This is a genomic window from Pedobacter psychrotolerans (genome assembly GCF_004340665.1).
Lineage (GTDB): Bacteria > Bacteroidota > Bacteroidia > Sphingobacteriales > Sphingobacteriaceae > Pedobacter > Pedobacter psychrotolerans.
Map to the genome: position 1 here is coordinate 38,201 of NZ_SLWO01000006.1, position 26,907 is coordinate 65,107.

Sequence of the window (26,907 nt, forward strand, 5' to 3'; positions counted from 1 at the left end):
GCAGTTTTGAGCATCCCTGTTTCGGCGGGGATTTTTATTTTTTTAAATGAGCAAGAAGAAGATACCATTTTTAAATCGTGAAATTAGTTGGCTTTACTTTAATGATCGAGTATTGCAGGAGGCCGCTGATGAAACTGTGCCACTTATCGAAAGAATAAAGTTTCTATCTATTTTTTCATCCAATCTGGAAGAATTTTACCGGGTAAGGGTAGCTACAATGACTCGCTTAACTAACCTGAATGATAAAGCTAAGGCGCTTCTAGGATTCAATCCGCGTAAAATCCTTAACGAAATCAAAAATATTGTTGTTAAACAAGAGCGGAAATTTGATCAGCTTTTTCAGGCAACCTTAATCAATGAGTTAGCACAAAATAGAATCTTTATTTTAAATGATACCCAGCTTAACGTAAGCAGGGGAGAATTTGTTAAAAATCACTTTCGCGATAAAATTCTCTCGAATCTGGTTCCGATTATGCTGGACATGGATAAGCCTTTTCCAGAACTAAAGGACAGGTATCTTTATTTCTTTGTTAAGCTTTCTAAAAAAGACACTAAAATAAGAGAGAAATATGCCTTAATTGAAATTCCTCCCAACTTACCGCGGTTTTTAGTGCTTCCGGAAACGAACGACTTGAAATTTATTATTCTGGCTGAAGACATTATCCGTTATTGCCTTGACGATATTTTTTATGTATTTACTTATGATAACCTTGAGGCTTATTCTATTCAGCTAACCAGAGATGCCGAATTGGATATTGATAAAAACATCAATGATAAATTTATTGAGGATCTGAAGAGCAGTCTGGAGAAACGAAAAAAAGGTAAACCTATGCGTTTACTTTATGATTCGGCCATGCCACTTAATATGCTGACTGTTTTAGTAAATAAACTGAAACTGGAAGCAGAAAGTTTAATTCCAGGAAACAGGTACCATAAGTTTGGAGATTTTATTTCTTTCCCGAACGTTGGAAAAAAAGAATTGGAATATGCACCAAATGTACCGCTCAAGGTACATGATCTTCATCGGACACAGAGCATGTTTAATAAGGTGGCGCAACGCGATTATTTGGTAAACCTGCCATATCAATCTTATGATTACATTATTCTTTTTCTTCGTGAAGCGGCTATAGATCCAAAGGTTACCGAAATTCAGATTACCTTATACCGACTAGCTGAGAATTCTAAAGTAATTAATGCCCTTATTAATGCGGCAAAAAATGGAAAAGCTGTTTCTGTACTGCTAGAGTTAAAAGCACGTTTTGATGAGCAAGCCAATATTTTCTGGACCACGCGCTTAATGGAAGAAGGCGTGAAGGTAAATTATGGATTAACTGACTATAAAGTGCATTCCAAAATCTGTCTGGTTAAGCGAATTGAAAAGGAAAAACCTGTTTATTACGCCAATCTGGCTACAGGTAACTTCAATGAAAAAACAGCTGGTTTATATTGTGACCATAGTATTTTCACAGCGCGTAAAGAAATTACCAATGATTTAGTTAAACTGTTTGATGCCTTAAGTAAACGTACTGTAACAAGTGGTTTTAGGCATTTAATTGTATCACCGCTGGAAAGCAGGTCTAAACTGATCAATTTTATTAATCGGGAAATTAGAAACGCAAAGGCTGGCAAAATAGCTTATATTTTGTTAAAGGTTAATAGTCTGGCAGATGAAGGTATTATCTCAAAACTTTATGATGCAAGCAATGCTGGTGTTAAAATACAATTAATTATTCGTGGCATTTGCTGTTTAGTGCCAGGTGTAAAAGGCTTTAGTGAAAATATTACCGCAATTAGCATTATTGATAAGTTTTTAGAACATGCCCGTGTGTATATTTTTAGCAATAATGGTAAGAACGATATGTATTTATCATCCGCTGATTTGATGAGCAGAAATTTTGAGCATAGGGTAGAAGTTGGTTTCCCGGTTTTAGATCCTGATGTCAAACAAGAAATTCAGGATATTATTGATTTGCAATTACAAGACAATACGAAGGCGCGTCAGATCAATGCATTAAACAATAACAAGTACCACAAAAACAGGCAAAGTAAAAAAATCAGAGCGCAAGTTGATACCTATAACTATTTAAAAACCAAGCACCAATTATAATGTTAAGATACGCAGCTATAGATATCGGTTCTAACGCGGTAAGGCTACTCATTGCAGATATCAGCAAACACGAGGGCGAATTCAAATATAAAAAAAACACCTTAATCCGCGTACCACTGCGTTTAGGAGATGATGCATTTCTTGATAAACAGATCTCTGAGAAAAAGACAGGCGACCTGATCAAAACCATGATGGCATTTAAGAATCTGATGGATGTTTATCATGTATCAGAATACCTTGCATGTGCCACTTCGGCCATGCGTGAGGCTAAAAATGGTCATGACATTGTTAAATTGATTAAAGAGAAAACAGAAATTAATCTGGAGATTATAGAAGGCCAACGTGAAGCAAATATTATTTATGCAAATCACATTGAAGCAGATCTTGATAACAGTAAAACGTATTTATATATTGATGTAGGTGGCGGTAGTACAGAACTTTCCATTTTCGTTGATGGTACGCCTCAGGCTTCAAAATCTTTTGATATCGGTACCATTAGAATGCTGGATAACCAGGATAAAGAAGAAACCTGGGAGGAAATGAAGGAGTGGGTAAAAGAGCATACCAAAGGCCATAAGCATCTGGCCGGTATTGGTACAGGTGGTAATATTAATAAGCTATTTCGCATGAGTGAGGAGAAAGATAACGCTCCACTTTCTTTGCAAAAATTAAATGCCCTTTATAACAAGCTCACCAGCTATTCTTTAAAAGAAAGAATTAACACCTTGCGCTTAAATCCTGATCGTGCAGATGTAATTATTCCAGCATGTGAAATTTATTTAACCTTGATGAAATGGACTGGAATAAAACAACTTTACGTACCAAAAGTGGGTATGGCAGATGGAATTATTAAGTTGTTAATTGAGGAGAAATTAAGTTAAAAGTTAATAAACCTATAAGGTTTTTAAAACCTCATAAGTTTGAATAATAAAAAAAATCGTCCTCGTTTTTAACGAGGACGATTGAGAAAGGCGATTTTATCGCCAAACAATAACTAATTTTATTCCTCTAACAATTTCGTAGCTGCTTCATCAGTAAACCAAGTCAGTTTACCATCAATAGGATCAATCAATTGCGAAGGATATAAATCGAAATTTTTCTCTTCATCTCCAATTACGTGCTTCAAAGCTTCCGCTTTATTTTCACCAAAAACCAGAAAAGCCACATTATCAGCTTTATTAATTAAAGGAGCAGTGAAACTGATTCGGTAAGTGTTTAATTTCTCTACAAATACCGAAGCAATACCAACTTCTTCATCTTTAACTAAATCAGTATGTGGAAAGATTGATGCTGTATGTGCATCATCACCCATTCCTAAAAGAATCAGATCAAAGGTAAGATCTTCGCCATTGAAATGCTGATCAATTGATTTTTTATATTCAATAGCTGCTTTTTCCGGAGCTAAACTTGTATTTACATAAAAAATATGGTCTTCTTTTATTCCTAATGGATCAAGCAAAGCTTTTTTTGCCATCAGGCCATTGTAGTTTTCATCATCTGAAGGCACATTTCTTTCATCACCGAAGAAAAAGTAAACCTTTTCCCAATCAATTCGGTGTTCACATTCAGTTGCCAGAAGATGGTAAAGCGCTTTTGGAGAGCTTCCACCAGTTAAAACAAAATTGAAGCGATCGTTTTCCTCAATCGACATTTCTGCGATTTTGATCACATAATCAGCTAAATCCTGATTTAACTCTTCAAGCGTTTTATAAATGAGTAGATTCATGTTTATAGGTTAATGGTCATTGCGAAGCATACAGAAACCTTAAATACCTTTAAGATTACTTCGTACTTCGCAATAACAGGATAAAAATTATTCTTTATTTTTCAAAGGCAAGTTAAACCAGTGAAAACCATCACGTGCAATTAGTGCCTCTGCTTCTTCAGGTCCCCAGCTGTCTGCAGGGTAATTAGGGAAGTTTATTGATTTCTTACTTTCCCAGGTATTTAAAATTGGCATCACCAATTCCCAGGCGGCCTCTACCTGATCGCCACGCATGAATAAAGTTTGATCGCCCATCATGGCATCTAAAAGCAATGTTTCATAAGCTTCAGGTGTATCACCATCGTATGTTCCTTTATAATCAAATACCATGTCAACCGGATTTAAAACCATATCTAAACCTGGTCTTTTCGCCTGAACCTGCAAACGGATACTCATTTCTGGCTGAATGCTGATAACCAGACGGTTCTGTTGCCAGTTTTCAGTTACACCAGAAGAAAAAATCTGATGAGGAACATCTCTAAACTGAATTGTAATTAAAGATGAGGTTTGATTTAAACGCTTTCCAGTTCTTAAATAGAATGGAATGCCCTGCCATCTCCAATTATCAATGTGAAATTTTACTGCTGCAAAGGTTTCAGTGTTGGAATGTGGATCTACACCTTTTTCCTGGCGATATCCTGGTACTTCCTTTCCTTCAACCCAGCCTTTACTGTATTGGCCACGAACAGTATGGAAACGAATATCTTCCGCAGAAAAAGGACGCATGGCTTTTAAAACTTCTACTTTGCGATTTCTGATTTCATCAGCATCAAAATTAATGGGCGCTTCCATTCCAATCAAACAAAGCAATTGTAATAAGTGATTCTGGATCATATCTCGCAAAGCACCTGAACCTTCATAATAGCCACCACGATCTTGAACACCTAATTGTTCGGTTACCGAAATCTGAACGTGATCAATATATGATCTGTTCCAAAGTGGTTCAAATAAAGAATTGGCAAAGCGGAAAGCCATCATGTTTTGAACCGTTTCTTTACCTAAATAATGATCAATTCTATAAATCTGTTTCTCGGAAAAGATGGTACTTAATAGTGCATTTAATTCCTTGGCAGATTCCAGATCATGACCAAAAGGCTTTTCAATTACAATTCTACTGTTATTCTCATTTTCCGTTAATTTGTATTTATGCAGGTATTCTGCAATCACCGGAAAGAAATTTGGTGCTACAGCGAGATAGAAAATAATCTGTGTATCTGATCCGTATTCCTTTTGATATTTATCTACAGCATTCTTTAAGTTTTCGAAAGTCTTAGGCTGTGCAAAATCAGTAGGGCAGTAGTGGATGGTGTTTCCAAAATTTTCCCATTTATCTTTTTTTACTTTTCCAGAGCGCGAAAATTCATTTACTGCATCTTCTAAGGCAGCTTTATAACTATCATCAGTAAATTCAGTTCTACCTGTACCAATAATGGCAAACTTTTCGGGCATGTAACCCTCAATAAATAAATTATATAAGGCAGGAGCTAATTTTCTTTTATTCAAATCACCTGTACCACCAAATATTACAAATATTGTAGGGCTTAATGCGGCTTTAGTTTTCATTTTATATTGACTTCTTGTAATTAAAATTAAGATAGTTTGTTCCAGTCTGCGTGGAAAACGCCTTCACGATCAATGCGCTCGAAAGTATGTGCGCCAAAAAAGTCTCTTTGAGCCTGGATCAGGTTTGAAGGCATTCTAGCTGTAGTAATGGTATCAAAATAAGTAAGTGTGGATGCAAATGCAGGAATACCTACACCAGCATTAACGCAGGCAGAAATGGTTTTGCGTGTTCCGGTTAAGGTAGATTTAATGATTTCCTGAATTCCAGAATCACCGAATAAGTGCTCTAAAGCATTATCTTTATCATAAGCCTGATAAATATCTTCTAAAAATTTAGCCCTGATGATACAGCCTCCACGCCAGATTTTAGCAATTTCCTGCAATTGTAAATCGTATTCATATTCTTTAGAAGCCTGAACCAATAAATGCATTCCTTGGGCATATGCACTAATCATAGAAAAATAAAATGCATCTTCCAATTCATCCACTGTGATTTCAATTTTATTATCTTTTTTACCAAAAGCATCTTCCAATGAAACCCTTAAGTTTTTAAATTTAGATAAATCACGGTTTGAAACAGCTTCATTAATAGTTGGAATAGGCAATTGTAATTCCATAGAAACTTCTGAAGTCCATTTTCCGGTACCTTTAGAACGGGCTTCATCTTTAATCTGATCCAGCAGGTCGTTCTGAGTATCTGTGTCCTTAAACAAAAAGATTTCAGCGGTTATTTCCAATAAGAAAGATTGAAGTCTACCTTCGTTCCATTTTTTGAAAACTTTATAAATTTCATCATTAGAATAGCCTAAGCCATTTTTTAATACACCATATACCTCAGCGATAAGTTCCATAATAGCATATTCAATGCCGTTATGCACCATTTTAACAAAGTGACCAGATGCACCAGGGCCGATGTAAGTTACGCATGGATCCGACCCCACTTTCGCGGCAACAGCATCAAAAACTTCTTTCACTACATCATAAGCTTTTTTATCGCCACCTGGCATCATGCTCGGTCCAAAACGAGCACCTTCTTCTCCACCAGAAATGCCCATTCCGAAGAAATGTAAGCCATCTTTTTCCAGTTCGGTAACCCTGCGGTTGGTATCTGTAAAGTGTGAATTTCCACTATCGATAATAATATCACCTTCACTTAGCAAAGGTTTTAATTCTGTAATAACGCTATCAACAATAGGTCCGGCAGGAACTAACAGGATCAGTGTTCTGGGCGATTGTAAGCTACCTATAAAGGCTTCAATGTTATCGAAACCTTTCAACTGGTGTTTTTGCCCTTCTTCTTCCAGTTTAGAAATCATTTTCTGATCCTTATCATAACCGGTTACAGAAAAACCCTTATCTGCCATATTTAATAATAAGTTGCGGCCCATTGTGCCCAAACCTATCATCCCTAATTTGTATTTTTTTGACTCGTTATTTGACATTTTTATTTTTTTATAGTATCCAAAATTAAAATTTACAAATTAATATATTGGATTTTGATGTTAAAAGATTGTAATAATTAACAACGCAGGTTAGTGTACGTTTTACACAGAAGGATTTACGGTGAAAATATTATACTTATCCGCTAGTTTCCAGAGCTTTGCACCACCTTTAATACCATCACGGTTGGTTACCAGTTTAATGTTGCTATCTAATTTAAAATCGATATGTTTTGAATTACCACCACCGATGTAGAGCGTATCATAATTAAAAACCGTTTTATAGATTTCGACAATTTTTTTCAGACGTTTATTCCATCGGTCTGAACCAATTTCTTCATAGGCCTTATTGCCGATATAGTCATCATAATCTTCTTCTTTATTGATCGGGAAATGCGCCAGTTCCAAATGCGGAAGGAGTTCACCATCAAACAACAATGCAGTTCCGAATCCAGTACCTACTGTAAATACTATTTCAAAACCCTTACCCTCAACCACGCCTAAACCTTGCTGGTCAGCATCATTAACCAATCTTACGGGGTGGTTTAGGGCATTTGCTACACGTTGAGCCAAATCTACATCTGCCCATTTGTTTTTAGCCAGATTTGGAGCAGTCTTAACGATTCCATTTTTTACATACCCTGGAAATCCAATTGAAACACGGTTGTAAGTTTGTGGGATAGGTTTAATCAGGTCCTGTATGCCTGTTACAATATCTTTTGGCGTTGCCCCAGCAGGCGTTTTGCTCTTCATATATTCTGACAGCATATTTCCATCTTCATCCAGTAAAACTGTTTTGATACTTGTTCCACCGATATCAATTGAAAGAATGTTTGTTTGTCCGACTTTTTTTTCTGCTGCCATATGAATGTTTTTATATAAACTGATTTCTGCAAATTAATAGAAACAATAAATATTAAACGAATAGAATGGAAACTAATTTAAAATAGTAAACTACTTAGTCTATGTATTTAGTATATTATTTATATGTTTGCGGTATCTATATTAAAGAAAATGTAATCGCCATGACTGTAAACTACCTCGCATTTGCTATTCCTGCTTTTTTCATCTTTGTCTTTATCGAATATCAAATTGCGCAACAAAGAAAGCAGAATAATATTTATAAATACGAGAGTTCTATTGCAAACTTTAGTGTTGGCATTGCCGAGAGGTTGCTAAATTTATTTATGGCTGCCAGCTTTTATCAGGTTTATGAATGGGTTTATAACCATTATGCTTTATTTCACATCCCTAATAAATGGTATATATGGCTCCTTTTATTATTGGCCACCGATTTTGTTTGGTATTGGTACCACCGTTTGGGGCATGAGATTAACTTTTTATGGGCAGCTCATATTGTACATCACCAAAGCGAGGAGTTTAATTTTACAACTGCTGCCAGAATTACAACTATACAAGCCATTTTCAGAAATATTTTTTGGTGTGTTTTACCTTTGATTGGATTTCAGCCTCATATGATTATCACCATTTTGCTGGTACATGGCGCTTATTCTTTTTTTACACATACCCAATTAATTGGAAAATTGGGCTGGCTTGAAAATGTGTTGATCACACCATCTCTACATGGTGTGCACCATGCTTCAGATGAAAAATATCTGGATAAAAATTATGGCGATGTTTTTGTTTTCTGGGATAAGCTCTTCGGCACCTTTCAGCTGGAAGAGGAGCCACCACAATATGGACTTACTCACCCCATTAAAAGCTATAGTTTTTTATGGCAACATTTTCATTATTACCTGGAAATAGCAGAGGCATATAGGAGAGCAAATGGTAGAAAAGCAAAATGGAATGCACTTTTTGGAAGCCCGACACTAATGGATCAAAATATAAGACCAGCTTTGGAGATAAGATATTTCCAGAATAAAGAGAAAAAGCAATCTGGTTTAAAGTTTAAAAAATATCTTAATATTCAATTGATAATGGTGGTGATTACGCTAACAGCTACCACCATGTTTTATTCATTTTTAAACACAGTAGATAGATGGGCAATACTTATTTTGGTATTGATTACCTTGATCAATATTGGAGCGTTGTTAGAACAGCGGATCTGGATTTACTATTTAGAAGCTTTCAGGTTAATTTTATTATTTGCTTATCTGTTTTATGTACTCCAGATTTTTAAATGGGTGATTTTCCCAATCGTACTGTTGGTTCTTTTAGAAAGAACTTATTCTTTAAGAAAACTTTACAATAAATACATATTGAGTTTTAAAGGTTAAAGAATAATAGTTTCATTATGTTTCGATGATGAAGATCATTAAAATGTTACTTAGCGGCATTTCATCAATTTGGTTTTTTACTTCCTTCTAATAAGCGTAACTGTGATTACGATTTAATCTTACAATCCTTTGTCTGGCTTATTGTAAATGCATATTTTATATCTTCAAAAAGATGTGAATTCACTCTTATTCCTTGAATACATTATACATTTAACTCAAAACAGAACGATATCTCAGTAGTGTTTAACAGTCAGCATTTGTAACTATAGTTCTTGATGTTTAATTTCAATGTGATCAAAAGTAACCACTTAGAAGTCCAATGAAACTAGATCGAAATCATTCGAAATAGATTGTGATTACCTGTTATACCTTAATATACTGTTAACATCCTTTTAACACAGGGAGGCTTACTTTGTTCGCAAATCGGGAAGGAGTAAAACGAATTAGATTATGCTCAGCGACCCTAATATAGCTAATTATGATTAAAAAATTTACACAAAAATTTTCCTGGCCACAATGTTTTCTAAATTCGAAGGAACGCCTTCTGAGTAATGGACAACAAACAGGAAGGAACGCTGTTTTTCTGAATTCAGGATTTCGAGTGCTTACGTTACTTTTAATTTTACATCTGATTTGCTTCAGCAATGCTTCTGCCCAGATTAACACGGCGAATATCATTGTAAAAGGAACAGTTTTAGATGATGAAGATGGTCAGATTTTGGTGGGAACTACCATTACCGATGGTAACCGTAAAATTTTAGGCGTAACCAATGAGAAAGGAAATTATGCCCTCAGTATTGCAAAAGGTACCACGGTGGTTTATAATATGGTAGGATATACAGCTGTTAGCCGCGTATTTAATACCAATGAAAATAATGCTGTGATTCGTTTAGCTTCTTCAGCTAGTAATTTGAATGAAGTGGTGGTTACTGCTTTAGGAATTAAGCGAGATGAAAAGGCATTGGGTTATTCGGTTACCTTAGTGGATAGCACCGCGCTAACGAATGCTGTTGCCAGCAACTGGACGGAATCTCTTTCTGGGAAAGTGGCCGGTTTAAATCTCGTACGTAACAGTGGTCCGGCGGCTTCTAATAAAATTATTTTAAGAGGTGAGAATAACCTTACTGGTGATAATGAAGCCTTAATTGTAATTGATGGGGTTGTGGCCAGTAGTTCCGCCAGGCGTACTGCAGGCTCATCCGGAGGTGTTTATGGAACATCGGGAGATGTAATGCCAGCTGATTTTGGCTCTGCACTTAACGACTTAAATCCTGATGATATTGAAAGTGTTACGGTTTTGAAAGGTCCGGGTGCATCAGCTTTATATGGACAACGTGGTGCAAATGGTGCCATCATCATCACTACAAAATCTGGCAGGGCCAATAAAAAGTTAAACATCACCTTTACTTCAAACAGTACATGGGAAACGGTAAATAATAGCCCTGATGTTCAAAATCAATTCGGGCAAGGCCAGTTTGGTGTACCTTACTTTTCTTATGGTACTACAGATGATGGACCAAGTACCAATGCTACCAGTGCAAGTTGGGGAGCTCCATTCGGTACGGGAACCAGTTTTTATCAGTATGATCCTGCAACTAAAACCCGAGGTACTACCAGAACGCCATGGGTAGCTTATGAAAATCCTGTTGATGCTTTTTTTCAAACCGGCTTCGAATCTTCTAACGCTGTAAGTTTGGATGGTTCTTATAAAGGAGTGGGCATGAGATTTTCAGCCAGTCATGGCAGCAATGAATGGATTGTGCCCAATACCGGGTTAGAGCGTACTTCAGTTTCTTATTCTGCAAATACCGATGCGAGCAAGAAATTTAGTGTATCCTTTAAAGCTGCTTACAACAATAGAAATAGTGATAATTTACCAGCCACAGGTTACGGAAACCAGTCACTTATGTATTGGTTTATGTTTGCTCAGCCCAATGTAAATACAGATTGGTATAGAGACTATTGGGCACCTGGAAAAGAGAATGTTCAATTCGTTAATATCACAACTACCAATCCTGAAAGTCCATATGCTGTTTCTGAACAATACATCAATAAGCAGCGTAGAAACGGAATTCTCAGCAATGTTCAGGCGACCTATAAAATTACGAAGGAATTGAGTTTGTTGTTAAGAGGCTCAATTGATTATAATAAAGATATCCGCGAGACACAACGTCCGTGGGATGCAGCAGGAAATAAGTTTGCACAGGGATCTTATCGCGTTCAAAATATCAATTCTTATGAAACCAATTTTGATTTCCTGATGCGATATGATAAAAAAATCAGTAATGATCTTCACCTTAATGCTAATGTAGGTGGAAGCCAGATGCGTAATGAATATAAAAAATCTGAATTACGTGCAGATGGATTAGTTGTTCCGGGAATTTACAGCCTCGATAACAATTTAAGTCCGCTTGTTTCTGTTCCTGATACCGCCAGATATAGAATTAACAGTTTTTATGCAGCGTTGTCTTTCAGCTATAAAAACTACTTGTATTTAGATTTAACGGGTCGTCAAGATTGGAGCAGTACATTAGCCACGCCATCAAGAACAGATAACGTAGGTTTCTTCTATCCGTCGGCCAGTACATCACTAATTTTATCCGATTTATTATCACTTCCGAAGACGATCAGCTTCTTTAAATTAAGGGCTTCAGTTTCTCAGGTTGGAAGTGGAGGTACTACGCCATACCGCACGGCTTATAATTATAATCTGGCTTCGAATGGTATTTATCCAGGTAATGCCACGACTAATCCCAGTGTTTTACCCAATCCAAATTTAAAACCACTAAAAACCACCACCATTGAGTTAGGTACTGAATTGAGATTATTTAAGAATCGCTTGAATTTTGATCTTGCAACTTATTTAGGGAATACTAAAAATCAAATTTTAAGCCGCATCGTTGATCGGGCAACTGGTTATAACGTAGCTGTTTTCAATGTTGGTCGGGTACAAAATAAAGGAGTTGAAATTGCCGTGAATGGTACGCCTGTTCAAACCAAGAAATTTAAATGGGAACTTACCGGAACTTTTACAGCAAACCGCAACAGGATAGAAGAACTTGCAGATAGTTCAGTAGTATTAAGAACCGGCGCTTTGGGTGGCGGACAAATCGTTGCCAATGTTGGCGGAAGCATGGGTGATTTATACGGAAGGGGATATATGAGATCTCCGGATGGACAAATTATTTATGATTCTGCAACAGGTAATGCTAAAATCAGCACCTCAGATTTAATTTATTTAGGAAATACAATGCCTAAGTTCAGATTTAGTTTTGGCTCTACCTTTACTTACGATCATTTCAGCATTAATGGATTATTTGACGCACAGCTGGGAGCAGTAGCACACTCTTTAACTTTTTCGAGGATGGCAGCCTTGGGAAAACTTGAACTTACCTTACCAGGACGCTATAATGGCGTTATAGGAGATGGAGTGGTTCAAAATGCAGATGGTACCTATCGTAAAAATGATGTGGTGGCCACCAATCTGGAAAGTTTTTATACCTCGCTTTATGGTTCAGACCAGGCAGAAGGGAGTGTATTCAGAACAGATTACCTAAAATTCAGAGAAGCAAATATCACCTACGCGTTCGGTCCCACTTTCTTGAAAAGAATTGGCTTTACCAAACTAACCATCGGTGCTTACGGAAGGAATTTATTTATATGGTCACCATGGCCGGCATTCGATCCGGAGTTTGGAACACTCTCCGGTAGTGATATTGTGCAAGGCTTCGAAACAGGCCAACTACCATCTACCAGAAGTTATGGTGTTCGTTTAGTAGTGGGTTTATAAATTATAAGATTATGAAGACAAGAAATAAAATAACCAGCTATATATTATTATCAATACTTTGTTTATCCGCTTTCTCTTGTAAGAAAGATTTTAATGAGGTCAATACCGATCCAATTGGGCAATCAACTACAACTGCAGGACAATTACTGGCACCATCTTTAGTGAATGTGCTATCAACCAATATGGTACGTAACCGAAACTTTAATAATGAATTAATGCAGGTTACTGTTGATATCAGTGATGCAGAAGGCAAGGTTTTCAGGTATGATGTTCGTAGAAACTGGGCAGATTACACCTGGAATAACTGGTACTTAGAGTTAACGAACTTAAGAGATATTTATACCATTGCAGATCGGCCAGAATCGCTAAACGCATCCTATAAAGGAATTTCATTAATTAGCCAGGCTTGGGTTTTTCAACTCTTAACGGACGTTTATGGTGATATACCTTATACTGAAGCCAATAAAGGTAAAGAAGGTCTAATCGAGCCAGCCTTTGATAAGCAAAAAGACATTTACCTTGATCTGTTTAGCAAACTTGAAGAAGCAAACAAACTATTAACAACAGGAACAGCTATTTCTGCCAATGCAGATCCTGTTTATCAAGGCGATATTAATAAATGGCGCAGATTTGGCAATTCGCTTTATTTAAGATTATTACTTCGTGTTTCTGGAAAAGCAGAGGTGAGCGCACAGGCTATCGCAAAAATTAAAGAAATAGCCGATACCAATAAAGCGAACTATCCAATTATGGAAAACAATACCCATACAGCTAAAATCCTTTGGAACGGAACCAATAGCAGTACTGCGGTTTACTCTTCGCCATTTATGATCAATGTACGTGCTGTTGATTTCAGAACACCAGCCATTACGGACTTTTTTTTAAGAAATCTTGGTGCCTGGGCAGACCCGCGTATCAATCCTCAGTTGGGTAAAAACAATGTGAGCAGATTTGGTATAGCACCCGGACCAGATGGTTATGTAGGTGTACCAAGTGGTTATGATGCAGGTAATTCTATTAAAAAACAATCCTACTTTTATTCAGATGCAACCAACGCACCATATACGCTGCAAACTGACCGTTATACGGGTATTATCATGAATTGCGCAGAGGTCGATTTTATCCTGGCAGAAGCTGCTGCAAAAGGCTGGATAAATGGTACTGGAGAAGCTTACTATTTAAAAGGAATTGCAGATGCCATTAACTACTGGATGCCTGAAAGATTTACCAGCGGAAGCAGCCCGGAAGTTATTAACTATGTTAACGATGCTGATATCCAATGGAATAACACTTTACCTTTAGAAAATCAGGTACGCAATTCATCAAGCAAAATGCAACTGATTCAGATTCAAAAATATTATGCGTTGTTTCTAGTTGATTTTCAGCAGTGGTTTGAGTATCGCAGAACTAAACATCCTTTTTTACAGGTCGGTACCGGACTTGCCAACGGTGGGCAAATGCCAGCAAGACTAAATTATCCATTGGTTACACAATCTACCAATCCAACCTCTTATCGTAACGCTGTTGCTGCACAAGGGGCTGATGACATCAATACATTGGTTTGGTGGCAAAAACCTTAATTCATAAATAAGATGAAAAAGATATTATATTACATGAGTGCACTTCTGGTTTTAGGAAGCACTTTTATAAGTTGTAAGCGCGATAGCGATTATGTGTTGGTTAATCCAAGTCCATTTATTGCAAACTTTGATTTACGGAAACTCTTCAAAAATACAGAAGTACAATTAAATACATCAAACTTAGCAGGTGCTACCAGCATCAGAGGGGTGGTTATTTCAGATCAGACTAATGGAAATATTCCTGCCGGATTAGTTATTCTGCAAAATAGCAGAGTAACAGGCAGCGGGATCGATTCTTTAAGAGGAATTGCCATTAATATAGGTGCAGAATCAAGCAAATATGTTCCAGGTGATTCTATTCACGTGAAGATAGATGGTAGCACTTTGAAAAGAGTAGATGGAATTTTACAACTTACCAGCGTTAATGCCAGCGAGATAAAAAAAATCGCATCAGGTAAAAATATGAGAACACAGGCGGTTAATGCAGCAACACTAATTAGTCGTCTAGATTTCTACGAAAGTACACTGATCACCATTAGTAAAGGAGTTGTTGAGCCAGAGCCAGTAGCTGGCGAAACATTCAGCGGAAACAAAACGATTAATGATGGTTTTGGAAAAATAACTGTTCATACAGAATCTGCTGCACAACTAGCCAAAGCTTCAATGGTGCCTTTTGGAGACTTTACCGGGATTGTTTTTAACACTTCAAGTGGTATGCAACTTTGGCCAAGATATATTGATGACATATATGAATTGGATATTATTAAAGTATCACCATTGGTAATTACGGGCTATTTGACCGATCCGGATGGATCTGATGCCAATAACGAATATATTCAGTTTAAAGCCACAAAAGACATTAATTTTGCTACAACACCAATGTCAATTGTAACTTCCAATAATGCCGGTATTACTGCTGCTCCAGCTTTAGGATGGGCAATGGGCGGTGTGCGGACTTATAAGTTTAACATCACAACAGGATCAGTTAAAAAAGGGCAGTTTTGTTATGTTGGTGGAAGCAATAAGAAAATTTGGGGTTCTGCATCAACTGATATCAGCAGTGCAGTATGGATTGCCAGCAAAGCTTACTCTACATTAAATGGTGATGATTTTGGTACTGCTACAACTAATTTACTGGCTAACAGTGGTAACGTAGCAGGTATTGCCGTATTTGATGGCATAACGGTAAATGCAAATTCAGTTCCATTGGATGTGGTTATGTTTGGTGGAGGTGGCAGTGTATATACTGCAGGGCCACCAGAAGTGGGCTATCGCATTACCAATACTGATAAATATAGTGTCATTCAAAACAGAAAGCGTGTCATTTTCTATGGAGGTGGTACCAATACCAACAAGTTTGCCTTTCCTGCTACCAGTAATTTCACCATGCTTGGCGGCACTTACGATGCTACAACAGGCTTATGGAAAACCGGAAGAGTAGCTAAAAATATTGAGCTTAACGCTAAATCACAACTTTCAGAAATTCAACAGGCAACAGGCTTTACAGCGATTGTCAATTAATTATTTGATCAAGCCATCAGTTTACCGGTGGCTTGATTTATTATTTTAACTCCATCATTTTATGAATAGAAGATCCTTTATCCAAAAAACAAGTCTCTTAACCACTACACTTTTTGTTAGTCTCAAAGCTTTCCCATCATCAATGTTTTCTGTTGATGGCGTGGTAAGTGGTTCGGTTACCAGTAAAGGTAAGGCCGTAGCAGGTGCAGTAATTTCCGACGGATATCAGGTGGTACAAACAGATAAAGCAGGCCAATACGAAATTAAGCTGAATGATCTTGCCCGTTTTGTCTGGATCAGTACACCTGCAGGCTATGAATTTAAAACAGAAAGCAGCATTTCAAGACATTATTATAAGCCGGATACCGCTGGAAAACTGAATTTCGACCTTCAACCTTTGAAGCAAAAAGACAACAGACATAACTTCATTATCTGGGCTGATCCTCAGGTAAAAAATAAAAGTGATGTACAGCAAATGATGGAAACTTCAGTTCCTGACACTAAAAAAGTGGTTGCAGGAATGGGTAAAATACCTGTTCATGGTATTGGAGTGGGTGATTTAGTTTGGGATAATTTTGATTTATTCCCAGCTTATGACGAAGCAATTGCACAAATCGGCATCCCTTTTTTCCAGGCATTGGGAAACCACGATCAGGATTACAGACAAGGTGGTGATGATACATCTGACAGAACCTTTCAGGCTCATTACGGCCCGACTTATTATTCTTTCAACAGAGGTAAAGCACACTATGTGGTACTGGATGATGTAAGATACTTAGGCACAGAGCGAAATTATGATGGCTATATCACGCCAACACAGCTGGATTGGCTGGCTAAAGATTTGCAATTCGTGCCGAAAGATGCCTTATTGATTATCTGCCTACATATCCCGGTGCATAACTCCGTAAAAAACAACGATGATTTTTATGCTGTGATTAAGGATTACAGCAATGTTCACATCATGTCTGGCCACACGCATTTTAATAAAAACGTAATTAAGAATGGTGTTTTCGAGCATAACCATGGTACCGTTTGTGGTGGCTGGTGGACTGGTCCAATTTGTGAAGATGGAACACCTCGTGGTTATGGCGTTTACGAAGTGGATGGAACAAAACTTAAATGGCATTATAAATCCACTGGTCGCGATAGAAAAGAGCAGCTGGCCGTTTATGTAGAAACTTTAACCAACCAGAAGAGGCTGATTGCCAATGTTTGGAACTATGATCCGGAATGGAAGGTTGAATATTTTCTTGATGGAAAAGCAATGGGTACACTGGCGCAACAAGATGGATTTGATCCTCTTGCAGTAAAGTTGTATAAAGGGGATAAACTTCCCAACCCAAGATCCTTTGTAGAAGCCCGTTCAACGGACCACTTATTTATGGCACATTTCGATCCTTCTGTTAGAAAGGTAAAAGTTGTTGCCACTGATCGGTTTGGAGAGAAGTTCGAATCAGAGGTAAGTGCCTAGTCACCATCATTTTAAAAAATCATAACTTAACTCATTGAAAATGAAATTAATTAAGTCAGCTATTTTACTTACAGCAGCATCTTTTTTAGCACTAAATTCTAATGGACAGAAAACTGCTTCATTTCCAGCCTTTAGTGCAGAAGCGCATCGGGGCGGGAGAGGGCTAATGCCTGAAAATACCATTAAAGCCATGATCAATACGCTAAAAATAAAGGGTATTACGACATTGGAAATGGATACGCACATTACTAAAGATGGCCAGGTGGTGGTTACACATGATGATTATTTGAGCCCGGCATTTATGCTTACGCCTGATGGAAAAGATATCCCTGAGGCTGATGCAAAGAAATATCCTGTATTCGGGATGAATTATGCAGAATTAAAACAGTTTGATCTTGGTACGAAATATTATGATTTGTTTCCAACACAACAGAAAGTTAAAACTTACATTCCGTTGTTGTCAAATCTGATTGATTCGGTACAATACGATATTAATAAAAATAAACGTCAGCAGTTCTTTTACAATATCGAAACCAAATGCAGTCCGCAAGGGGATGGACAGACCAATCCCACGCCAGAGGTGTTTGTTAAGTTATTAATGGATGTTATTGAGAAAAAGAAAATTTCTTCTTTTGTAGTGATTCAGTCTTTCGATAAGAGAACCATTCAAATCATTCACGAGAAATATCCGCACATCAAAACATCTTTCCTCGTAGCGAATAAAAAATCTTATGAAGAAAACATCGCTGATTTAGGTTATAAGCCGTTTATTTTAAGTCCGATATGGCAAATGGTAACTACAGATATGGTAACTAAAGCACATGCTAATGGCGTTAAAATTATTCCCTGGACAGCCAATAAGCTGGAAGATATTCAAAAATTAAAAGCCTTAAATGTTGATGGTATTATTTCAGATTATCCTGATATTTTAGTTCAGGCAAAATAATTAAGTTTGAAGAAAAAAACTCATGAAATTATTTCCCTTCCGCAAATATTTTACTGCATTCAGCTTATTACTTTTAGTAGCCGTTTCTGTTAAATCGCAAACCGTAACATGGGACAGCACTTACCGGCCTGGCAAATATGTTGAATTAGTTAAAAAATTTAAAGACGATCTAAAATCAAAAAAGGATATTGTTTTTTTAGGCAACAGCATTACGGCTGGAACAGATTGGTCAAAACTTCTTGATTTACCACTGGCTAAAAACCGGGGCATCTCCGGCGATATTACATTTGGTGTTTTAGAAAGGCTACAGGATGTGATTGACGGAAAGCCGTCGAAGGTTTTTATACTGATCGGAATCAATGATATATCCAGAAATATTCCAGATAGCATCATTCTGAAAAATTATAAAATGATGATTTCAAGAATTAGAAAAGGATCTAGAAAAACGCAGATTTATTTCAATACCCTTCTGCCAGTAAATAGTTCATTTGAGAAATTTAAAAATCATTACGGTAAGGATCAACATATTCTTTATCTCAATGAGGAGATCAGAAAGTTTACCTCCAAAAACGTTACCGTTATTGATCTTTATCCACATTTTACTGATTCGGATCAGCATTTAAATGCCGCGTTAACTAAAGATGGACTCCATTTACTACCTGCGGGATATGATGTTTGGGCAGCATTCTTAAAGAAAAGTGGTTATTTAAATTAATGGAGCAAATCACGTTTTAGTATTTATTTAAAACTAAAAGAGCGCCTGGAATTTTACTTCCAGGCGATCTTTATTTATCGAATATTATATTTTACTGAGGATTAGCCTTCAACTGGTGCTTTATCAGTTCTGTCTCCACGATTCAATCCTTTACGCATCTTTCCACCTTTCTCTCTTGCTTCTGCACGAAAAGCTTCCATTTTAGTTTTTTGATCTGCAGTTAAGATTGCATCAATTTTTGCCTTTTGTTCTTTCATTGCCGTTTTACGCTCATTCATTTTACCTTTCATATCGCTATGATCGGTTTTTCTCCAGGCTTCCATCTTTTTAGCATTTTCAAGTTCAACAGCATAGATTTTTGATTTTTGATCTGCGGTTAAGCTTAATTTTTTTTCTAATCTGGAAGTAGCCTTCTCTGCTCTTTGTTCAGCAGTCATTTTAGGCATTTGTTTTCTTGATGTTCTGGAACTGTCTTGCGCAAATGCAGCAGTAAAACCCATTACTGCTATCGCGATTGTTAAGATTGCTTTTTTCATGTTCTTATTATTTATGTGTTTGTATAATAGAGATGAAAAGCATCAAACAGTTTAATCGGGCATAAGTTAAAAAGTGTTAATTTTTATTTAACTGAGAAATTGATTTTTGCATTTGTGCCATCATTTGGGTTAAGGTTTCCATTGTTGGATCTGGTGCAGGTTCAGGTAAAGAAGTAGAGATATAAGCCTTTGCCTTCCAGATTTCAAGAATATCATCTGCAGCAATGGTATATGGATCATACACTTTATTGTCAGAAATTAATTTCAAATCTTTATTTTCCTTAAAACGGTTTCCAGCCCTTTTATAAACTACACCTTCATTTTTACTGATGATGACGTAAGTTTCACCTGTTTTAACTTCATTCCAATTATCTAGATATTCACCAATAATTATACTTCCAGGCTGAACGGGTAACATACTGTCGCCCATAATTTCGAAAGCCCGGAATGTACCCTGGCGAAGTGCGGGTAGTGGTAATTGAAATTTAGGAAGATCGCTGATGTATTGCGGATCGGAAAAGCCATTAAGATAACCAGCACTGGCTTTTACAGGTACTAACTCGATGTTTTCTCTGTCGTTCTGATCTACCGAAATACTCAATACCCTTAAATTAGAACCAGCACTTTTTAACTTCGGTTTCCAGCTATCACTTATCTTTTCATTAATGAATTCATCAATGGTTAAATCGAAATATTCTGCTATTTTTTTTAGCAAGTCATATTTTGGCTCTGCTCTATCTTCTTCATAGGCACCAATAAGTGATCTCTTGATTTCCATGATATCAGCGAAATTCTGCTGCGTATGGCCCTTTTTCTTTCTGAGATACTTTAAGTTATTTGAAATATTCGACATAAAAATAAATTTTAAAATAAATTTGGAATTACTAAAATAGTTAGTAATTTTATGCTCATAAAGTTAGTAATATTATTTTGAATTGCAAGAAGGTATACTAAATAGTTTAGTTTAATTAAAAATTTGAAGATTATGAAAAAGTTTGTTTACATCGTTACCGACAGAAATCGCACCAGCATGCATGTAGGCATGAGTTCTGATTTAATTAAAACATTAGATTTCTATAAACAGATGCCAAATTTGTTTTTTGATAATGGACAACAATTAACCCGTTTAGTATACTTTGAAGAATTTAAAAGTGAAGCACAAGCGTTGGCACGTTTTAAAATAATAAGTCGGTTTACCAGAATGCAAAAGGAGCGTTTAGTAAGGTCTTGCAATCCGGATTGGATAGATTTAACAATTGGTTTAGATTTCGAAAACATATTGCTACATAGAAATGTAACCAATCAGATTAATCTGGCTTTTACCAGCTTATCATAAAGTAAAATACTTCTTGCACAAAAAAAGCGCTCCAATTTAAATGGGAACGCTTTTTAAGTTGGATCAAATGCTGATTACCAACCAGGTGCAAAGGTTAAGCCAAATACGCCACTTTTAACATCTTTACGCTGGAATGGAATGGCGTAATAAGGTTCAAGAACAAAATAACCAAAAACATTTACCCTTAAAGAGATACCCACGCTCATTACAGGAACACGCTCGGTTGTAGATTGAAATGTAAGTTGGTTTCCTTTGCTATCTAAAGCAGGATTTCCATTGGCATCTTTTAAAATCTCCGTTACATAAGTTGGTTCGTTTTTAAATTTGACTTTCGTGTCATTCGTCCAGGCTAAACCAGCATCGAAGAATAAATTTAAATCGCTAAAAAGGAATTTAGATGGTATTGCCGCCAGTTTCTTAGGTCCGGTAAAAGGTAACCTAAGTTCGAAATTGAATACAGCAATCTTACTACCTGTTAACTGATTGATATCAAAAGATTCTGAAGATTGAGCTGAAGTCGTTTTATAAATCGAATTTGATTCATATCCTCGTACTAAATAAGGATAGCCCACATACATGGGATAGAGGCGATCAGCATCTTTGCCAATTCTTAAAGTATTATAAGTTCTAGCAGCTATAGTAACTGGTTTTAATCTCCAGTACTTTCTTAAGTCTGCAGTTACACCTGAAAAATTGTATGTACCAAAATATTTTTCTGCACTTACACGGTATCTAAAACCATCTAACGGACCAGTAAGACCAAAAATAGAATTATCCCCAACAAAGCCCGCATTTACTTGGTAAAGGGTAAAGGAATTAAAAGGAATGCCATAATCCTGTGAAGCTATTTCATTTGAAATCCTTTTTCGGTCAGAACCTATATAACTACCTGCCGAATTGTAATAATTGCTATATCGATCGATCCTATAACTGTAACGCGAAAACGCGCCACCTAATTCAAAACGATGAATTTTACTAAATGGATATGCTGCAAAAAGCTGTACCTGATCTTCAAAAGTTCTAATGATATCTGTATTTTGTGATACCGCATCAACAGTAGTGTTATTGTCTGCTGGCAGTTTCTCATAGCTAACCGAATTAAAACCTGATACATATGGAATGTGAGAAACCGCAGCACCCCAATTAATTCTGCTTTTCTGGTTAATGTATCCTACCAAACCTCCGGCATCATAAATCTGTCCATTAACGGAGATATTGGCAATGATCTGATTTGTTCCTAAAATATCACTGAACATACCCACGATACCACCTGAAACCCCGGTACCAAATCGACTTGAAGAAACACCAACGCCACTATTCGCCAAATAATCCAGTCTGAATTTAGGTTTGTAGGCCACTGTTTTTAAAGAATCTGTCACCACTTTTTCAAACCTGTCGAAGTTGTTTAAATTAGAGTTTACAATGTTTACCCCAATATTTTCCATAGGTGGAAGAATTGCGGCATCAAAATTTTCATTCTGATTTCCAATTCTTTTTGGTTTGAAGCTACTTAGTTTGGCATTATATAGGGTGTAACGTTGGTAACGGTAATAGCTATAAACAATATCATCAGTAGGGGATACTGAAATCGCAGGTGAAAATTCTGTAATCCCACTAATTCCTGTGAAATAATCAGTAAGCTGGTCAACAGTGTTATCAGTAAAATTGTATTTGTAAAGGTTTCTAAAGCCATCTCTGTTGGATAAGAAATAAATATTCTGGCTATTTCCAGAAAATTGTGCGTTTAAGTTATTGGCACCTGGAAAGACATTTAAATTGCTAACCGTTTTATTTTCAATATCATAAATGGCCAAGTTAATAGGATTTACTGCATTTATATTATTGGTTTGGATAGCTGCTCTGTCTGAAGAGAATACAATCTTTTTTCCATCAGGAGAATAATTAGGCGCATAATCAGAATAAACATCATTGGTAATTTGAGTAATTTGCTTTGTATCTAAATTATAAGAAAAAATATCACTCTGGCCTTCTACCATTCCTGAAAACGCAATATCTTTTCCATTTGGAGACCAGGTAAGATTTCCAAATTGCTGTACCTGTTGCATAGAGGTTTGGGAAATGGTTGTTCCATTTGATACATTAATGATCATCATCTGGTTTCTGCCATGACTGAAAATACTAAATGCAAACTGCTTGCTGTCTGGCGACCAGGCACCAGCAGATTCGATAAAATTAAAATCATCAATATGGCCATTACTGATCTGGCTACTTAGCTTCCTGATGATTCTTCCTGTTTTGGCATCGGCCAGAAACAGATCAATACCAAAAAGATCTTTTTCAGACATGAAAGCTAAATATTTTCCATCTGGACTCAGAGCAGGAGCGACGTTCATGTTTCCCGCATTTTTATTGTCTATAATTTTAGTTCCCGTAATTTTGATCTGCGAACTATCCGCCTTCAGCATCGGCTTATAGTGTGCATCAATGGCGTTTTTCCATAAGCCAGACAAAGTCTTATCATCATAGCCAAAAGTATATCGAATGGCGTTTTGATAGCCATATTTTGCCGTATTCTTAAATAAAGGAACAATGGTGGTATCTCCGTATTGAGAACCTATATAAGTCCAGAATGCCTGACCATAACGGTAAGGAAAGTATTTATTGGAATTGGTTAAATCTTTCAATGAAGGGATATCTCGGTTCAGCATGGCATCACGCATCCACATGGAAGTAAAGGCATCCTTTTTACCGATAGAAAGGTACTCTGCCATTCCTTCAACCATCCAAAGTGGTGTCTGGCCTACATTTTCCAGACTAATAGAATCTTTTTCTAAAAGTGTATGGTATTGAAATGCGTGAACTAATTCATGACCCAGTACGTGCCTGGTTTGACTGTTTAGTTCCATTACTGGCATAATTACCCTATTCTTTAAAGCTTCCGTTACACCACCTGTACCTATACTTATTTCACCCTGCAATGCAGTGGTTTGCTGAAAATCGGGATGGTTGTTATAAAGGATAATCGGATTTTTCTTTAAAAAAGTATCTCTGAATACTTCCTGATGCATTTTATACCAGGTCTCTGCCTCCTGAGAAAATTTCTTTAATAAGGCTTCATTTTTTATATAATAATAAATTTCAAAATGTGGTGTTTGCAACACCTTGAAATCAAGTTTTTTATACCTTACTTTATTTTGTCCGAAATACTGCGCCTGAACTGAAAAGGAAATTACAAGTAAGAACAATAGTAGAAGGTACCTGCTTATTAAAGTAGAGCCTTTTTTCATATGTGTGGTTTAGTGAATGAAGTTTTAAAACGTACGAAATTGAACTATTAAGATTCAAAATCAAAAATAGTTAATGTTTAAAATATTATTTCTTATTTAACATTTCAGTGTTTATACAGGCTAATTAAATACGAGGCAATGATTAATTATTTTCGTTATTTTTCTTTTCTTTTTCTTCCTGTCGCTGTTTTCTTCTCAATTCTCTTTCTTCTTTTCTGGTAAGTGGAACCGTTTGTACAGGTTGGGTTGGGTCAGGATCTTGTTTTTTATCTTCTTTTTTGACTTCTTGCTCAGATGGTGTTACCGGATTGGCAGGATCAACTGTCACTGGCACATCAAACTGCGTAGAATCTACGGCAGTTGTGTCTACTGTAGTGGTATCTCTTACATATTGAGGGCTTGGACAATTGTAACTTCGTGTAATTTCTACTGTAGCTTTAGGGAATGGTCCATAAGAGTAACCGGTAGATGGATCCAAATAAACCTTTTCCATAAATTTGGCAAAGATAGGTAGGGCTGTTCTTGATCCCTCACCTTGTTCACCATTTTTAAAATGCGCTGTTCTTTCATCGCAACCCACCCAAACACCTGTAACCAAATCTTTTGTTAAACCCATGTACCAGGCATCAACATAATCGGAAGAGGTACCTGTTTTACCACCAATCTGGTTATTCTTTTTAAACAAATCTGGCCATTCCCATAAAGCCTGAGAAGTTCCTCTTGGTTCTTCCATACCTCCGCGGAACATGTAAGTCATTAACCAGGCAATTTCTTCAGTGAGTACACGCTTTGTTTTTGGTTTGAATTCATCAATTACGTTGTTGTCCTGATCTGTAATTTTTTCAACTAAAATAGGATCAGTCTTAATACCTTTGTTCATGAAAGTGCTGTAAGCCTTTACCATTTCATAAACGGTTACATCGTTTGAACCTAAACTCACCGAAGGAACAGATTCTAAATGGCTGTCAATTCCACACTCATGCGCATATTTAACCACATTATCCCAACCTACTTTTTCAGTAACCTGAGCAGTGATGGTATTCACAGATCTTGCCATAGCCGAACGTAAGCTCATTTCCTGATAAGTAACACTATAGTCAGCATTTTTAGGCTCCCAATATTTGGTTTCCCCTTTATCCTGGTATTTTATTTTAACGGGTTTGTCTGTAAATTTATCACAAGGACTCATTCCTTGTTCTAATGCCGTTAAGTAAGCAAAAGGTTTAAAGGTTGATCCGGCCTGGCGTTTAGATTGGTTAACATGATCATATTTGAAAAATTTATGATCAATTCCACCCACCCATACTTTAATTTTTCCACTTGCCGGTTCCATGGTCATCATTCCGGTATTTAAAATCTTTCCGTAATAACGAATGGAATCTAATGTTGAGAATGAAGTATCGCGATCACCTTTGTAAGTAAAAATCTGCATTCGCTTTTTCTTATTGAAATATGCAGTAACCGAATCCGGCTGATTTGGAAATTTCTTCATCAACGTGCTGTAGATGGGTAGATTTTTCATTGCTCTTTCCGGGTAGTCTACTTTATTTTTTTCAGAATCATACCATGGGTCTTCATTTCCCCAAACACTGTAAAATCTACGTTGTAAAGTTTTCATCTGTTCTGCAACAGCTTCTTCTGCATATTTCTGCAACTTAGAATCAATTGTGGTGTATATTTTTAAACCGTCTTCATACAAATCATAACCATTATCTAAACACCATTTTTCTAAATATTTCGCCACCGCTGCCCTTAGGTAAGAATCACCATCACTACCATCTTCCAATTGACCTGCTTTTAACTTAACCGGTTCTTTAGATAGTTCCTTCAGGCTATCATTGCTCAGGTAATTGTATTTATTCATTTGCCTTAGCACAACATTTCTCCGCTCCAAGGCCCGTTCAGGGTTTTTAGTAGGATTGTACATTGTGGTACCTTTAAGCATCCCCACCAGCATGGCTGCGTCTGTAATACTTAGATCTTTTGCATCTTTATCAAAATAAACTCTACTTGCGGTTTTAATTCCATAGGCATTATTTCCAAATGAAACCGTATTCAGGTACATCGTAATGATGTCATTTTTCGAATAATTAGATTCCAGTTTAACGGCTGTCATCCATTCTTTTAATTTAAATATAACGGTTCTGATCACCGGAACTTTTACCAGAAATCCTTGCGATTTATTATATCGGGTTCGATAAAGGTTTTTAGCCAGCTGCTGTGTAATGGTACTTGCACCGCCTTTTTCTCCCAATCCAATAACAGCACGTCCAACCGCTTGTGCATCTACGCCCCAGTGTTTATAAAAACGAACGTCTTCTGTAGCTACGAGTGCATTAATTACACTTGGTGCAATTTCATTAAAATTTACGGGTGTCCTGTTCTCTTTAAAGTACCTTCCGATAAGTTTACCATCTGAAGTATAAAGTTCAGATCCAACCCTCAGGGTAGGCATTTTTATATCCTTCGTACTTGGTGAATAACCAAAAAGCCATAAAAAATTAAGTTGAAGCGCAGAAAAGAAAATTATTATAAAGAATAAAAATATTGCAGAATAACGTAAGTACTTGTTTTTTATCTCTTTAAACATATTGGCTAAGATGGTATTTTGGTAAATGCTATGGGCGTTAAATATAAAAAACTCTATATG

The 26,907-nt window shown here is 36.6% G+C and carries 18 protein-coding genes; 10 read left to right on the forward strand and 8 right to left on the reverse strand.

Translation table 11 applies throughout. The features are described 5' to 3' along the window. Positions 1-46: 46 nt before the first annotated feature. Positions 47-2,107, forward strand: a complete 2,061-nt coding sequence (gene ppk1 / locus EV200_RS15445; RefSeq protein WP_132534214.1) for a polyphosphate kinase 1 — start codon at positions 47-49, stop codon at positions 2,105-2,107. Continuing rightward, the gene (locus EV200_RS15450; RefSeq protein WP_132534216.1) at positions 2,107-2,988 is read left to right on the forward strand and encodes a Ppx/GppA phosphatase family protein; all 882 of its coding nucleotides are present in this window, start codon (positions 2,107-2,109) and stop codon (positions 2,986-2,988) included. The genes ppk1 and EV200_RS15450 overlap by 1 nt, the downstream gene beginning before the upstream one ends. A 119-nt stretch (positions 2,989-3,107) precedes the next feature. Here the strand turns inward: EV200_RS15450 and pgl are convergent, their stop codons facing one another. The 4 genes from pgl to EV200_RS15470 all read right to left on the reverse strand — a co-directional run bounded on the left by pgl (position 3,108) and on the right by EV200_RS15470 (position 7,738). Then, positions 3,108-3,833: a 6-phosphogluconolactonase gene (gene pgl, locus EV200_RS15455; protein ID WP_132534218.1), complete on the reverse strand. Its 726-nt coding sequence runs from the start codon at positions 3,831-3,833 to the stop codon at positions 3,108-3,110. An 87-nt stretch (positions 3,834-3,920) separates the two neighbouring features. Beyond that, a complete protein-coding gene (zwf, locus tag EV200_RS15460) occupies positions 3,921-5,435 on the reverse strand; it encodes a glucose-6-phosphate dehydrogenase (RefSeq protein WP_132534220.1) in 1,515 nt (504 codons plus the stop codon). Between the two features lie 26 nt (positions 5,436-5,461). After that, positions 5,462-6,877, reverse strand: a complete 1,416-nt coding sequence (gene gndA, locus EV200_RS15465; RefSeq protein WP_188754123.1) for an NADP-dependent phosphogluconate dehydrogenase — start codon at positions 6,875-6,877, stop codon at positions 5,462-5,464. A gap of 102 nt (positions 6,878-6,979) precedes the next feature. After that, positions 6,980-7,738, reverse strand: a complete 759-nt coding sequence (locus tag EV200_RS15470) for an ROK family protein (RefSeq protein ID WP_132534224.1) — start codon at positions 7,736-7,738, stop codon at positions 6,980-6,982. 101 nt (positions 7,739-7,839) lie between these two features. Between EV200_RS15470 and EV200_RS15475 the strand changes: the two genes are divergently transcribed. The 7 genes from EV200_RS15475 to EV200_RS15505 all read left to right on the forward strand — a co-directional run bounded on the left by EV200_RS15475 (position 7,840) and on the right by EV200_RS15505 (position 19,137). Beyond that, a complete protein-coding gene (locus tag EV200_RS15475) occupies positions 7,840-9,114 on the forward strand; it encodes a sterol desaturase family protein (protein ID WP_229676852.1) in 1,275 nt (424 codons plus the stop codon). A gap of 478 nt (positions 9,115-9,592) precedes the next feature. Then, positions 9,593-12,904: a SusC/RagA family TonB-linked outer membrane protein gene (locus tag EV200_RS15480; protein ID WP_132534226.1), complete on the forward strand. Its 3,312-nt coding sequence runs from the start codon at positions 9,593-9,595 to the stop codon at positions 12,902-12,904. An 11-nt stretch (positions 12,905-12,915) separates the two neighbouring features. Further along, entirely contained in the window at positions 12,916-14,484 is a 1,569-nt protein-coding gene (locus EV200_RS15485; protein WP_132534228.1) for a SusD/RagB family nutrient-binding outer membrane lipoprotein, read from the forward strand. 12 nt (positions 14,485-14,496) lie between these two features. Continuing rightward, complete coding sequence (locus tag EV200_RS15490) at positions 14,497-16,005, forward strand: DUF5689 domain-containing protein (protein WP_132534230.1); 1,509 nt, start codon at positions 14,497-14,499, stop codon at positions 16,003-16,005. Between the two features lie 61 nt (positions 16,006-16,066). Further along, entirely contained in the window at positions 16,067-17,476 is a 1,410-nt protein-coding gene (locus tag EV200_RS15495; protein WP_132534232.1) for a calcineurin-like phosphoesterase C-terminal domain-containing protein, read from the forward strand. Between the two features lie 40 nt (positions 17,477-17,516). Further along, entirely contained in the window at positions 17,517-18,422 is a 906-nt protein-coding gene (locus tag EV200_RS15500; protein WP_132534234.1) for a glycerophosphodiester phosphodiesterase family protein, read from the forward strand. A gap of 22 nt (positions 18,423-18,444) precedes the next feature. Beyond that, positions 18,445-19,137 carry a GDSL-type esterase/lipase family protein gene (locus EV200_RS15505; RefSeq protein WP_132534236.1) on the forward strand — a complete coding sequence of 231 codons (693 nt, stop codon included), beginning with the start codon at positions 18,445-18,447 and terminating at the stop codon, positions 19,135-19,137. A 101-nt stretch (positions 19,138-19,238) separates the two neighbouring features. Here EV200_RS15505 and EV200_RS15510 read toward each other — a convergent pair whose 3' ends face one another. Then, complete coding sequence (locus tag EV200_RS15510; protein WP_132534238.1) at positions 19,239-19,673, reverse strand: hypothetical protein; 435 nt, start codon at positions 19,671-19,673, stop codon at positions 19,239-19,241. 76 nt (positions 19,674-19,749) lie between these two features. Then, complete coding sequence (locus EV200_RS15515) at positions 19,750-20,526, reverse strand: XRE family transcriptional regulator (protein ID WP_132534240.1); 777 nt, start codon at positions 20,524-20,526, stop codon at positions 19,750-19,752. Between the two features lie 132 nt (positions 20,527-20,658). Between EV200_RS15515 and EV200_RS15520 the strand changes: the two genes are divergently transcribed. Further along, positions 20,659-21,009 (forward strand): GIY-YIG nuclease family protein, encoded by a 351-nt coding sequence (locus EV200_RS15520; protein ID WP_029285173.1) that lies wholly within the window; start codon positions 20,659-20,661, stop codon positions 21,007-21,009. Positions 21,010-21,083: 74 nt separating this feature from the next. On the opposite strand, the gene EV200_RS15525 is transcribed toward EV200_RS15520, so the two are convergent. Together EV200_RS15525 and EV200_RS15530 are read right to left on the reverse strand one after the other, a co-directional pair. Next, a complete protein-coding gene (locus tag EV200_RS15525; RefSeq protein ID WP_132534242.1) occupies positions 21,084-24,257 on the reverse strand; it encodes a basic secretory protein-like protein in 3,174 nt (1,057 codons plus the stop codon). Between the two features lie 142 nt (positions 24,258-24,399). Beyond that, on the reverse strand, positions 24,400-26,847 hold the full coding sequence (locus EV200_RS15530; protein ID WP_132534244.1) for a transglycosylase domain-containing protein: 2,448 nt from the start codon (positions 26,845-26,847) through the stop codon (positions 24,400-24,402). Positions 26,848-26,907 lie beyond the last annotated feature (60 nt).

What these genes read in the sequence shown, in the direction of transcription:
- EV200_RS15485 (WP_132534228.1), top strand. Translation starts at nt 12,916, where the DNA reads ATGAAGACAAGAAATAAAATAACCAGCTATATATTATTATCAATACTT.
- EV200_RS15470 (WP_132534224.1), bottom strand. Translation starts at nt 7,738, where the DNA reads ATGGCAGCAGAAAAAAAAGTCGGACAAACAAACATTCTTTCAATTGAT.
- EV200_RS15520 (WP_029285173.1), top strand. Translation starts at nt 20,659, where the DNA reads ATGAAAAAGTTTGTTTACATCGTTACCGACAGAAATCGCACCAGCATG.
- EV200_RS15530 (WP_132534244.1), bottom strand. Translation starts at nt 26,847, where the DNA reads ATGTTTAAAGAGATAAAAAACAAGTACTTACGTTATTCTGCAATATTT.
- zwf (WP_132534220.1), bottom strand. Translation starts at nt 5,435, where the DNA reads ATGAAAACTAAAGCCGCATTAAGCCCTACAATATTTGTAATATTTGGT.
- ppk1 (WP_132534214.1), top strand. Translation starts at nt 47, where the DNA reads ATGAGCAAGAAGAAGATACCATTTTTAAATCGTGAAATTAGTTGGCTT.
- EV200_RS15495 (WP_132534232.1), top strand. Translation starts at nt 16,067, where the DNA reads ATGAATAGAAGATCCTTTATCCAAAAAACAAGTCTCTTAACCACTACA.
- EV200_RS15450 (WP_132534216.1), top strand. Translation starts at nt 2,107, where the DNA reads ATGTTAAGATACGCAGCTATAGATATCGGTTCTAACGCGGTAAGGCTA.
- gndA (WP_188754123.1), bottom strand. Translation starts at nt 6,877, where the DNA reads ATGTCAAATAACGAGTCAAAAAAATACAAATTAGGGATGATAGGTTTG.
- EV200_RS15505 (WP_132534236.1), top strand. Translation starts at nt 18,445, where the DNA reads ATGAAATTATTTCCCTTCCGCAAATATTTTACTGCATTCAGCTTATTA.
- EV200_RS15480 (WP_132534226.1), top strand. Translation starts at nt 9,593, where the DNA reads ATGATTAAAAAATTTACACAAAAATTTTCCTGGCCACAATGTTTTCTA.
- EV200_RS15475 (WP_229676852.1), top strand. Translation starts at nt 7,840, where the DNA reads ATGTATTTAGTATATTATTTATATGTTTGCGGTATCTATATTAAAGAA.
- pgl (WP_132534218.1), bottom strand. Translation starts at nt 3,833, where the DNA reads ATGAATCTACTCATTTATAAAACGCTTGAAGAGTTAAATCAGGATTTA.
- EV200_RS15500 (WP_132534234.1), top strand. Translation starts at nt 17,517, where the DNA reads ATGAAATTAATTAAGTCAGCTATTTTACTTACAGCAGCATCTTTTTTA.
- EV200_RS15515 (WP_132534240.1), bottom strand. Translation starts at nt 20,526, where the DNA reads ATGTCGAATATTTCAAATAACTTAAAGTATCTCAGAAAGAAAAAGGGC.
- EV200_RS15525 (WP_132534242.1), bottom strand. Translation starts at nt 24,257, where the DNA reads ATGAAAAAAGGCTCTACTTTAATAAGCAGGTACCTTCTACTATTGTTC.
- EV200_RS15490 (WP_132534230.1), top strand. Translation starts at nt 14,497, where the DNA reads ATGAAAAAGATATTATATTACATGAGTGCACTTCTGGTTTTAGGAAGC.
- EV200_RS15510 (WP_132534238.1), bottom strand. Translation starts at nt 19,673, where the DNA reads ATGAAAAAAGCAATCTTAACAATCGCGATAGCAGTAATGGGTTTTACT.